This is a genomic window from Clostridium sp. YIM B02555, from assembly GCF_022320955.1.
GTDB classification, from domain to species: Bacteria; Bacillota; Clostridia; order Clostridiales; family Clostridiaceae; genus Clostridium; species Clostridium saccharoperbutylacetonicum.
On sequence record NZ_JAKJJY010000009.1, the window covers coordinates 171047 to 182158 of the forward strand.

At 30.0% G+C, this 11112-nt stretch carries 10 protein-coding genes; 8 read left to right on the forward strand and 2 right to left on the reverse strand.

Features of this window, described 5'->3' with window-relative positions:
• Positions 1 to 121: 121 nt before the first annotated feature.
• Positions 122 to 256 carry a hypothetical protein gene (locus L3B98_RS28955; RefSeq protein WP_275298426.1) on the reverse strand — a complete coding sequence of 45 codons (135 nt, stop codon included), beginning with the start codon at positions 254 to 256 and terminating at the stop codon, positions 122 to 124.
• 242 nt (positions 257 to 498) lie between these two features.
• Here L3B98_RS28955 and L3B98_RS14760 point away from each other — a divergent pair, with 242 nt between their 5' ends.
• From L3B98_RS14760 to L3B98_RS14770, 3 genes are all read left to right on the forward strand, one after another.
• Positions 499 to 2484: a YgiQ family radical SAM protein gene (locus L3B98_RS14760; RefSeq protein WP_238917283.1), complete on the forward strand. Its 1986-nt coding sequence runs from the start codon at positions 499 to 501 to the stop codon at positions 2482 to 2484.
• 157 nt (positions 2485 to 2641) lie between these two features.
• Positions 2642 to 3652, forward strand: a complete 1011-nt coding sequence (locus L3B98_RS14765) for an AEC family transporter (RefSeq protein ID WP_238917284.1) — start codon at positions 2642 to 2644, stop codon at positions 3650 to 3652.
• Positions 3653 to 3830: 178 nt separating this feature from the next.
• Entirely contained in the window at positions 3831 to 4595 is a 765-nt protein-coding gene (locus tag L3B98_RS14770; RefSeq protein ID WP_238917290.1) for an exodeoxyribonuclease III, read from the forward strand.
• 194 nt (positions 4596 to 4789) lie between these two features.
• On the opposite strand, the gene L3B98_RS14775 is transcribed toward L3B98_RS14770, so the two are convergent.
• Positions 4790 to 5308: a DUF624 domain-containing protein gene (locus L3B98_RS14775; RefSeq protein WP_238917291.1), complete on the reverse strand. Its 519-nt coding sequence runs from the start codon at positions 5306 to 5308 to the stop codon at positions 4790 to 4792.
• On the opposite strand from L3B98_RS14775, the gene L3B98_RS14780 reads away from it, so the two are divergent.
• The 5 genes from L3B98_RS14780 to L3B98_RS14800 all read left to right on the forward strand — a co-directional run bounded on the left by L3B98_RS14780 (position 5259) and on the right by L3B98_RS14800 (position 10831).
• Complete coding sequence (locus L3B98_RS14780; protein WP_238917293.1) at positions 5259 to 5483, forward strand: hypothetical protein; 225 nt, start codon at positions 5259 to 5261, stop codon at positions 5481 to 5483. The genes L3B98_RS14775 and L3B98_RS14780 overlap by 50 nt on opposite strands.
• Before the next feature lie 509 nt (positions 5484 to 5992).
• On the forward strand, positions 5993 to 7342 hold the full coding sequence (locus L3B98_RS14785; RefSeq protein WP_238917285.1) for an extracellular solute-binding protein: 1350 nt from the start codon (positions 5993 to 5995) through the stop codon (positions 7340 to 7342).
• 99 nt (positions 7343 to 7441) lie between these two features.
• Positions 7442 to 8332 (forward strand): sugar ABC transporter permease, encoded by an 891-nt coding sequence (locus tag L3B98_RS14790; protein ID WP_015394285.1) that lies wholly within the window; start codon positions 7442 to 7444, stop codon positions 8330 to 8332.
• 1 nt (position 8333) lies between these two features.
• Positions 8334 to 9233, forward strand: coding sequence for a carbohydrate ABC transporter permease (locus L3B98_RS14795; RefSeq protein ID WP_015394284.1), 900 nt, complete (start codon positions 8334 to 8336; stop codon positions 9231 to 9233).
• A 98-nt stretch (positions 9234 to 9331) separates the two neighbouring features.
• Complete coding sequence (locus L3B98_RS14800) at positions 9332 to 10831, forward strand: alpha-N-arabinofuranosidase (RefSeq protein ID WP_238917292.1); 1500 nt, start codon at positions 9332 to 9334, stop codon at positions 10829 to 10831.
• Positions 10832 to 11112: the final 281 nt, after the last annotated feature.

The window sequence follows — 11112 nt, forward strand, 5'->3', positions numbered from 1 at the left end:
AAAATAAAAGTAAGACCTAAGAAATTTATTTTTCTTAGGTCTATTTTAATATCACATTTATTGCTGAATTATAGCAATAATATAATAATGTTTTTATGAAAGTTAACTCAGATGATTATTTTTAGAAGAAAAATAATAGAGGAAGCCAAAACCATGCATTATTGTTAAATCCACCACCGCAATTTCCAAAATTATTGCAGCAGTTATTAAAACAACGATTATTACAGCAGCGTCTACGACAACAGCAATTACTCATAATTCATTTCTCCTTTGTGTTTTATAAATCTTTTGTTATAGAAATAGTATATTAAACATAAATAAAAAGTGTTACACAAAAAAACAATATTCAATTATAAATGTTAAGCTGTTAATGATCATTGATCCTCTAAAATTAACAATTGAGTTCTGGATTCCTTTGAAAAGCTTGAAAAATATTCTAAGACATAATTATAATCTTTATGATATAATAGGCAAAGAGAAAAATAGGTAGGTGAAATAATGACAACTGAAAAAAAGTTTTTACCAATAAATAAAAAAGATATGAGAGAAAGAGGCTGGGATGAATGTGATTTTATCATAGTCACAGCCGATGCGTATATAGATCATCATAGTTTTGGAACTGCAATTATTTCAAGAGTTCTTGAAGCTAATGGATATAAAGTCGGTATAATAGCTCAGCCAGACTGGAAGTCACTTTATGACTTTCAAAGGCTTGGAAGACCTAAGTATGCTTTCTTGGTTAATGCTGGGAATATGGATTCTATGGTTAATCATTATACTGTAAGTAAAAAGGAACGAAGTGCAGATCTTTATTCACCAGGTGGAGAAATGGGCCATAGGCCAGATATGTCAACAATTGTATATTGTAATAAAATAAGAGAAGCATATAAAGATATTGATATTGTAATTGGTGGAATAGAAGCAAGTCTTAGAAGGTTTGCTCATTATGATTATTGGAGCGATAAGGTAAGAAAATCAATACTTATAGATAGTACAGCCGATCTTTTAATTTATAGCATGGGGGAAAAGCAAATTGTAGCTATAGCAGAAAGTTTGAAGAATAATGTTCGCGCAAAGGATATTACTTATGTTAGGGGGACTTGTTATCTTACTGAAAGTTTAGGAGATATTCAAGATTATATTGAAATCCCTTCATATAAGGATGTTTCAATTGACAAACATAAGTATGCACAAGCAAGTAAACTTGAAGATGACGAGCAAGACTCTGTAAGAGGACATATTTTGGTTCAAAAACATGGAAATAAATATTTGGTTCAAAATATTCCAAAAACTCCATTAAACAGAGAAGAACTGGATGAAGTATATAACCTTCCTTATATGAGAAATTATCACCCTATTTATGAAGCAAAAGGCGGAATACCTGCAATCGAGGAAGTGAAATTTAGTACTGTAAGTTCAAGAGGGTGCTTTGGTGATTGTAAGTTTTGCGCTATAACTTTTCATCAGGGCAGAGTTGTTCAAAGCAGAAGCAAGGAATCTATATTACAAGAAGTTGAAGAAATAACTAAGATGCCTGATTTTAAAGGCTACATACATGATGTAGGAGGACCAACTGCAAACTTTAGGAAACCTGCCTGCACCAAGCAATTAGCTTTTGGTGCCTGCAAGGGAAAAGATTGTTTATCTCCAAGTGTTTGTGGGAATGTTGATGTGGATCACTCTGAATATTTAGAATTATTAAGAGCTATTAGGAAAGTACCTAAGGTAAAAAAAGCATTTGTACGTTCTGGACTAAGATATGATTATATTATGGCTGATAAAGATGATACCTTCTTTAAAGAATTAGTTGAGCATCATGTGAGTGGAAAATTGAAAGTTGCTCCTGAACATGTTTCTAGGGATGTTTTAAAGTATATGGGGAAGCCAGCAGGAGAAACTTATGATAAATTTGTAGCGAAGTTTGAAAAAATAACTAATAAGCTTGGGAAGAAACAGTACATAATTCCGTATTTAATGTCATCTCATCCAGGAAGTACTTTAAAATGTGCTATTGAACTTGCAGAATATTTAAGAGATATAAATTATCAGCCGGAACAGGTTCAAGATTTTTATCCAACACCAGGAACTTTAGCTACAACTATGTATTATACTGGACTTGATCCAGCTACAATGAAAGAAATTTATGTTCCGAAGACAAAACATGAAAAAGCTATGCAAAGGGCACTTCTTCAATTTAAAAATCCTAAATATTATACTTTGGTATATGAAGCTTTAACAGAAGCAGGAAGAACTGATTTAATTGGTAATGGACCTAAGTGCCTTATAAGAGATAAAAGTCACAATTCTAAAAATAATTCATATAGTAAAAGTAAAGAAAGTAATACCGTTGATAAAAGTAATAAAACAAATGCTAATAGAGGAAATAAAGGTAAGCAAATAAGTGATAATCATAAATCAAGAAATACTAAGGGGAAAAATAATGCAAAAACTACTGCAAAGCATAAAAGTAGAAGCAGACAGTAGATAAATAACAGTGGCTATCTTGATAAAATGGAAAATTTATTAAGGTAGCTTTTTTCTGTGCTATAATTAAAATATATGGTGTAGTTATCAATGTTCAATTGTTAACTAAAGATTAGTTAAGTATGCAGCTCAGTTGTTTGTATAAGATGATAATCAATTGTCAATTAGAGATGAAATCTTTTTAGAATTTTTTAAATTGAGATGTGCAATATTAATTAATACATATATACATAAGAGAAAGGGAGATATGATGGGGGAAATACTGATAAAAGCTTTTAGCTTTATTCTTATAATTATTATAGGTAATGTTTTAAAGAGAATAGGAATATTTGGAGCTAAAGACTATAAGATTGTTACTAAAATTATTATGAATATTACGCTGCCATGCGCGTTAATTACTGGTTTTGCTAATTTTAAAATGGATACATCAATGCTTTTGATCGTTTTATTTGGTTTCTTGGCGAATATAATCATGTCAACAACAGGTTATATATTAGCGAGGAACAAAGATGGGAAAGAAAAAGTTTTCAACATGCTTAATCTAGCAGGTTATAACATAGGATGTTTTACACTTCCGTATGTTCAAAGTTTTTTAGGGCCGTATGCAGTTGGAATTGCTAGTCTTTTTGATACAGGAAATTCCATAATGTGTACTGGAGGAACATATGCAATAGCTTCTGGAGTTTCAGGAGAAGGAGGGAAGCAAAGCATCAGGGGATTTCTTAGAAAAATATTTTCATCTGTACCATTTGATACATATTTACTTATGTTTATTATAACTTTAACTGGAATTAAATTACCGCAAGTGATTTTTAGTATTACTTCAAATTTAAGTATGGGTAATGCTTTTTTATCAATGCTTATGATAGGCATGGTATTTGAATGTAATTTTAAACGAGAACAATTATTTAAAGTTGTATTTATGTTAAGTATTCGTTATATAAGTTCGTTTATTTTTGCACTAATAATTTATTACTTGCTTCCATTTTCAATGGATATAAAGCATGTTTTAATAATATTGGTTTTTGGACCGATTTCTGTACTATCTCCAGTATTTACAGGAATGTGTAAGGGAGATGAGGGCTTAGCAGGTGTGGTGAATTCTCTATCTATTCCTATAAGTATTACAATAATTACATCACTTTTGTTTATTTTACATATTACATAGAACTTAGTTCAGTTTACAATTTACAGTTAGTGGTTAATTGAGATTGTGGGAATTATTTTGGTATTTCTAAATGAAGATGGAAAATTAATAAAAAATATGTATGAGAGTGAGTAGATTATATTAAGATTTTAGTATATAATAATTATTATTGATTAGAATTTATGAAAATACGGAGGATATAATATTGAAGAAATTAATTTCATGGAATGTTAATGGATTAAGAGCTTGTGTTGGCAAAGGGTTTTTAGATTTTTTTAAAGAAGTTGATGCGGATATATTTTGTATTCAAGAAAGTAAGCTTCAAGAGGGACAAATTGATTTGGATTTGGAAGGTTATAAATCTTACTGGAATTACGCAGAGAAAAAGGGGTATTCTGGTACAGCGGTTTTTACTAAAGAAGAGCCTATAAGCGTAAAAAAAGGCATCGGTATAAGTGAGCATGATAATGAAGGAAGAGTTATTACTGCTGAATATGATGATTTTTATTTAGTTACTGTATATACTCCTAATTCTAAGCAAGCCCTTGAAAGATTAGATTATAGAATGGTATGGGAAGATGTTTTTAGAAAATATTTAAAGGAACTTGAAGAAAAGAAACCGGTTATAGTTTGTGGTGATTTAAATGTTGCCCATAAGGAAATTGATCTTAAAAATCCTAAAGCAAATAGAAGAAATGCTGGCTTCACAGATGAAGAAAGAGATAAGATGTCTGAATTATTGGAGGCAGGCTTTATTGATACATATAGACACTTTTACCCAGATGTAGAAGGTGTATATTCTTGGTGGTCATATAGATTTAATGCAAGAGCTAATAATGCAGGATGGAGAATAGATTACTTTTTAACATCAGAAAGTTTGAAAGATAAATTGGAAGCTGCTAAAATTCATACGGAAGTAATGGGATCAGACCATTGTCCTGTAGAACTAGTAATTAATTTATAGAATTTGAATATACAATTACTAATTTATAATGTTAAATTAGTAATTAGCAATTATCATTATTCAATAAAGTTCTAAAGGGAAAGCTCGCGTAATTAAATTTTAAGTTTTATTTAAAATTGAACAAAGATGAAAAAATAATAGACTGATTATAGAAAGTGTATATTAAAGGATTTATATCCTTTAATATACACTTTTTATTTTATAATGAAAGTCTCGATTCCTTTATAGGTAGCAAAGCTTCCTATAAAAGAAAGAATGCCAAAAGATAATAATATATAAAATGGAAGTGCTAGAGGGAAAAATAAAATATTAACACTAACAATTAACCAGTATACTAAAGCTCCTAGTAAAGTGTTTTTAAAACATACTATTAATAGGAGAATGGAGTTTTTGAAAATATCTTTTAATGAAAGATGTACAGTTGTTATAAGTGGATAAACATATAACCAAGCAAGTCCTACGAAAACTGAAAGAAAAAAACAAAAAAAGAATATAGAATAAAAGAAGTAATTATTTTGAGCCAGTTTATAATAGTAAGCTAGTGAATAACTTAAAATAACAATTGTTATGATATATATAATTCCTGCTATAAAAGATTGTTTAAAGTTACTTTTGAAGGTTTTATGAAAATCAGAGAAAATATAAATATGTTTCCTTTGAATCATGGAGATTGTAATAGAAGTCATAGCAGCAAGAGCAGGACCTATGGTCACTATAGGTATACAATATAAGATAAAAATCAAATTTAACTTAATAATGTCCCAAAATCGCAAAATAAGAATTTCTAAAAATAAAGAGAAGCCTTCCTTTTGGGGATCATTTTTGTTTATTCCAGGCCCTTCTTTTTCAAAATTTGCAGTAAGTATTTTTAATATGCGCATAACGTAGTCTCCTTAAAATATTAGAATTCATGATTTTGTATAATTTTAGAAATAGTATAACATTAGATAAAATTACCTGCAATAGTATATAAATGTACATGATGTAGAGAGGTAATGATAGTGCTAATATACTTTAAATATATTTAAAATAATTTAGATAAACATGATGCAAAACTATTGACTTTGGAATTAATCGGTATATAATTAAAGTATAAAAAGAATGAAATTAAATATTACAACAAATGAAAACGATTATAAAAAGGGAAAAGTGTAGAAATATGCATTAAATTTAAAAATAATTTACATTTAATATAAAATATGGTTATTGGGTATTAAACTATCTAAAATATATAGTTTAATATATTTTAAAATAAATATCTTTATGGTTATATATTTATTTTAAAAAAGTAAAGTGAAATATGATTTAAGCATTGTTTTTGTATTATGTATTTACAACTATATGAAGACAATGGTCATAAATATATTGATTTTATTTGAAAATGGGAGGTAAATAATATGAAAAGTGTAAAAATATTAAAAAAACTTGCAACTGCTGTTGTTACAACAACTCTTGCAGCATCTATGTTGATTGGATGTGGTGGAAATACCGCATCAACAAGTTCAAGTAATGATGGAAAAAAAGATGCAGCATCTAATTCGGGGGATCAATTAGAAATGTGGACTTTTGTTGATATGCATGCTACTTTTTTTCAAAAGATGCTAGACAAGTGGAACCAAAAGAATCCTGACAAGAAACTTAATATTAAATTTACAGTTCTTCCTTATGATGATATGCATAATAAATTACAATCAGCCCTCTTGTCCGGACAAGGAGCTCCTGATGTAGCAGATGTAGAAGTAGGTAAATTTCCTAACTTCTTAAAAGGAGACCCTCAATTTGAACCGCTTGATGATGTTTTTGCGCCTTATAAGGACAAGGTAGTTAAATCGCGTGTCGAACTTTATAGTAAGGATAACCATGTGTATGGATTTGATTACCATGTTGGTGCAACAGTTGCATATTACAACACTGAACTTTTAGAAAAAGCAGGTATTGATTATAAAACTATAGTAACATGGGATGATTTCAAGAAAGCAGGTGCTAAATATTATGCTGCAACTGGTAAAAACTTTGGTACAGCAGATACAAGTGCTGCTTGGCAAACAAGTCTTATGTTAGCTGAACAAAAATCAGACTATACTGATGCTAATGGAAAGCCTCAATTAAACAGCCCTCAAATGGTTAAGGCACTTACTACTTTAAGAGATATGCAAGATGCACATGCTATAGCAACTATTCCAGGTGGACAACCTGATACAACAGATGCTGAAGGTGCAATAAATAATGGAGATTATGCAGTTGTAATTAAAGCTATGTGGTACATGTCAAGATTTTTACAATATATGCCTGATCAAGCAGGTAAATGGGCAATTGCTCCAGCTCCAGTATTTGAAAAAGGTCAACCACGTTCAGTAGGTCTTGGTGGTACTGGTACAGTTGTAACTAAAACAGCTAAAAATAAACAAAACCTTAAAGAATTCATAGCATATGCTAAACTTTCAGAAGATGGAGAAAGAGCTATATGGGATGACTTAGGATTTGATCCAATAAATACTGACTTATGGAATGACAAAACTCTTACTCAAAATAAAGATAATAAGTTTATAAAATACTTCAAGACTAATCCTTTTGATACATTAAATGAAATTAAAAATGAAATTTCATTAATTAAGTCAAATCAAGCTATGCCTAGTATAAACAACGTTTTATGTACAGTAACTTTAAATAGTATATTCGAAGACAAAAAAGATATAAAACAAGCTTTAGATGAAGCACAACAACAAGTAGAAAACGAATTAAAATAATTGAAAAATTTATAAAGAGAAGCTGTTTGGTGAAAATATTAAGCTGGAAAAAACAGCTTCTCTGTACTATTTAAAAGCGTGGTGGGAGGAAGTTTAGCAATGTTTAAAGGATTTATATATAATAAAAAAGTAGCACCATATGTATTTATATTGCCGTTTATTCTTGTGTTTTTGGTGTTTTTTATATCTCCAATGATAAATACAATAATAATGAGCTTTCAAAATGTATTGCCAGGTTCAAGAGAGTTTGTTGGATTAGATAATTACACAAAACTATTAGGAGATAAGGTTTTTTTAATTGCATTAGCGAATAGTTTTAAGTATATGATATGGACATTGATATTACTTATCCCAATTCCTATGGTGCTTGCATGTATTATAAACAGTAAATTAATGGTTGGTAGAGAATTCTTCAAAGCAGCATTATATATCCCTGCTTTAACCTCTGTTGCCGTTGCAGGTATTGTTTTTAGATTTAGTTTTGGAGAACAAGCTACATCTTTGATGAATCAATTTACTGCTTTATTTGGAATGGAACCATATAAATGGCTTAAAAACGGAACCACAGGTTTTATTGTTCTATTAGTTTTAGCTTGTTGGAGATGGACAGGTGTTAATATGTTATATTTCTTATCGGGATTAAAAAACATACCAGCAGAATTATATGAATCAGCAGATATTGATGGGGCAAGTACTTGGCAGAAGTTTAGATATGTTACAATACCTCAACTTAAACCAACAACTATTTATGTACTTACTATATCTATATATGCAGGTCTGGCAATGTTTATAGAAAGTTATATGATATATAACGGAAATAATTCTCCTAATAATATAGGACTTACAATTGTAGGATATTTGTATAGACAAGGTATTGAAAAAAATGCAATGGGTTATGCATCGGCTGTAGGTTTGGTTCTATTTATCGTAGGAATGGCTATTAACTTAGTACAATTGAAATTAAATGGAACATTTAAGAAGGAGGATTAGTATGCAAAATAATTTAGAATTTAATAGTAGAAAAAGTTATAAAAAAAGCACTCAAATTATAGCAGGAAAAGGAAAAAATATACCTACTAGAGTAATGATTTTTGCCCTATTTTCTGTTATAGCCTTAGTACTAATAATTCCTTTTTATACATTGTTAATTTCAACTTTTAAAGATGGTGCAGTAGTAGTAGCAAATGGTATGGATGCATCTATAGATATAGCTAAAATGTCTTTTAAAAACTACGTGATTTTGTTTACTGAAAAGAATAGTTTCTTCACTTGGTTTTTTAACAGTTTGTTTTTAACAATAGGACAGGTGGCACTTCAATTGTTTGTTAGTGCATTCGTTGCTTATGGATTTGCAATGTATGACTTTAAGGGAAAAAATTTCTTGTTTATTTGTGTATTGTTTGTTATGATGGTACCTTTCGAAATTTTAATGTTACCTCTTTATAGTCAAATAAGTACTATGCACTTAACTAACAGTTATGCAGGTATTATTTTACCAAGTATAGCACAAGCATCAACTATATTTTTCTTTAGACAATACTTATCTGGAATACCTAAAGATCTTGTTGAAGCAGGAAGAATAGATGGAGCTTCTGAATATGGTATTTTCTTCAGATTAATATTACCAATAATGAAACCATCCTTTGCAGCCATGGCTATACTAAATGCTATGGGTAGTTGGAACAATCTATTATGGCCAATGTTGGTATTAAAGGATAGTAGTAAATTCACATTACCAATAGGTTTGAATACTTTAATGACACCTTATGGAAATAATTTTAATTTATTATTTGTTGGGTCTTTCTTATCAATATTACCAATATTCATATTATTTATGTGCTTCCAAAAGTATTTTGTAGATGGTATGACTGCCGGGGCAGTAAAAGGGTAGTGGCAGTGGTCAAATGGCCGATGATCAATTGTCAATTAATGATGAAAATTAAATGTAGATAATTAAGGAGATGAATTACAGTGGCAAAAAAAGCAAAAATGGTAGTAGATAAAGAATTTAAAATAGCTGAAATAGATAAAAGAATTTATGGTTCATTTATCGAGCATTTAGGAAGAGCTGTATATGGAGGGGTTTATCAACCAGGTCACATGTCAGCTGATGAAAATGGATTCCGTAAGGATGTAATGGAATTGGTTAAGGAATTAGAAGTTCCTATTATTAGATATCCAGGTGGTAATTTTGTATCAAGTTTTTATTGGGAAGACAGTGTTGGACCAGTAGCAGAAAGACCAAAAAGATTAGAACTTGCTTGGAGAAGTTTAGAAACTAATGAAATTGGCTTAAACGAATTTTCAAAATGGACTAGAGCTGTTGGTGCAGAAGTTATGATGGCAGTTAATCTTGGAACAAGAGGGATTGCAGATGCTTGCAACTTGCTAGAATATTGTAATCATAATGGTGGAACAAAATATAGTGATTTAAGAATACAACATGGTGTTAAGGATCCTCATAAAATCAAAACCTGGTGTTTAGGAAATGAAATGGATGGACCTTGGCAGGTAGGTCATAAAACTTCAGAAGAATATGGAAGATTAGCTTTAGAAACAGGTAGAGCAATGAAATTAATTGATCCAGATATCGAATTGGTTTCATGCGGAAGTTCAAATACAGGAATGCCAACTTTTCCGGAATGGGAAGCAATAACTCTAGAACATACTTATGAAGTTGCAGATTTCGTATCCCTTCATCAATATTATGGAAATAGATTTAATGATACTGCAAATTTTTGGGCTCAAAGTGTAGATATGGAACATTTTATTAGAACAGTTACAGCTACTTGTGATTATATAAAAGCTAAAAAACGCAGTAAAAAAACTATGAATTTAAGCTTTGATGAGTGGAATGTATGGTTCCATTCTAATCAAGAAGACGATGATATAATGAAGAATAATCCATGGCAAAAGGCGCCAAAGCTTTTAGAAGATGTTTATGATTTTGAAGATGCTATATTAGTAGGATTGATGTTAATTGTTTTAATGAAACACTCAGATAGAGTTAAAATGGCGTGTTTAGCACAGCTTGTTAATGTTATAGCTCCAATCATGACAGAAGAAAATGGACCAGCGTGGAAACAAACAATTTATTATCCGTATTTACATGCTTCAAAATATGGTAGAGGTATTGCCTTGCAGCCAGTTATATCTTCTCCAAAACATGATACTATAGATTTTACAGATGTAACAGACATTGAATCTATAGCTATATATAATGAAGAAAAAGAAGAAGTTACTATATTTGCTGTTAATCGTAATCTAGAAGAAGATATTGAATTAACTTGCGATGTACGATGCTTTGCTGATTATAGGATTATTGAACATATTGTTTTAGAACATGAAAATATGAAAGTGGTAAACTCTCCAAAAGGTGAAGCTGTTACTCCAAAATGTGTAGATAGAAGTGAATTGAATGATGGTATTATTACTTCTTCTTTAGGTAAAGCTTCTTGGAATGTGATTCGCTTAGGAAAGAGCAAATAAAATCAATTTAAAAAAGATTTGTTTTAATTTATATAATTTAGGATTTGGCACATGAAATTAAATAACAAGTTAAATTTTCCTAGAAATAGGCTTGTTATTTATTTGAATGTGCCTAAATTATTAATAATTCCAGTACTCAGTCATTATAGATACACACGTAAGAATTAGACTTACGCGAAAATTACTGAAATCAGATACATTTATCTTCCACATGCCTGCTTCCAGAAAAATGTATCTGATTTCTAGTGTAGTGTTACGATTATAATTTCTCAATGATGTAT

Bases quoted from the DNA above. Each gene is read 5' to 3' on its own strand.
- L3B98_RS14780 (WP_238917293.1), top strand. From the start codon at position 5,259: ATGGAGATTGTAATAGAAGTCATAGCAGCAAGAGCAGGACCTATGGTC.
- L3B98_RS14790 (WP_015394285.1), top strand. From the start codon at position 7,442: ATGTTTAAAGGATTTATATATAATAAAAAAGTAGCACCATATGTATTT.
- L3B98_RS28955 (WP_275298426.1), bottom strand. From the start codon at position 256: ATGAGTAATTGCTGTTGTCGTAGACGCTGCTGTAATAATCGTTGTTTT.
- L3B98_RS14800 (WP_238917292.1), top strand. From the start codon at position 9,332: ATGGTAGTAGATAAAGAATTTAAAATAGCTGAAATAGATAAAAGAATT.
- L3B98_RS14760 (WP_238917283.1), top strand. From the start codon at position 499: ATGACAACTGAAAAAAAGTTTTTACCAATAAATAAAAAAGATATGAGA.
- L3B98_RS14795 (WP_015394284.1), top strand. From the start codon at position 8,334: ATGCAAAATAATTTAGAATTTAATAGTAGAAAAAGTTATAAAAAAAGC.
- L3B98_RS14785 (WP_238917285.1), top strand. From the start codon at position 5,993: ATGAAAAGTGTAAAAATATTAAAAAAACTTGCAACTGCTGTTGTTACA.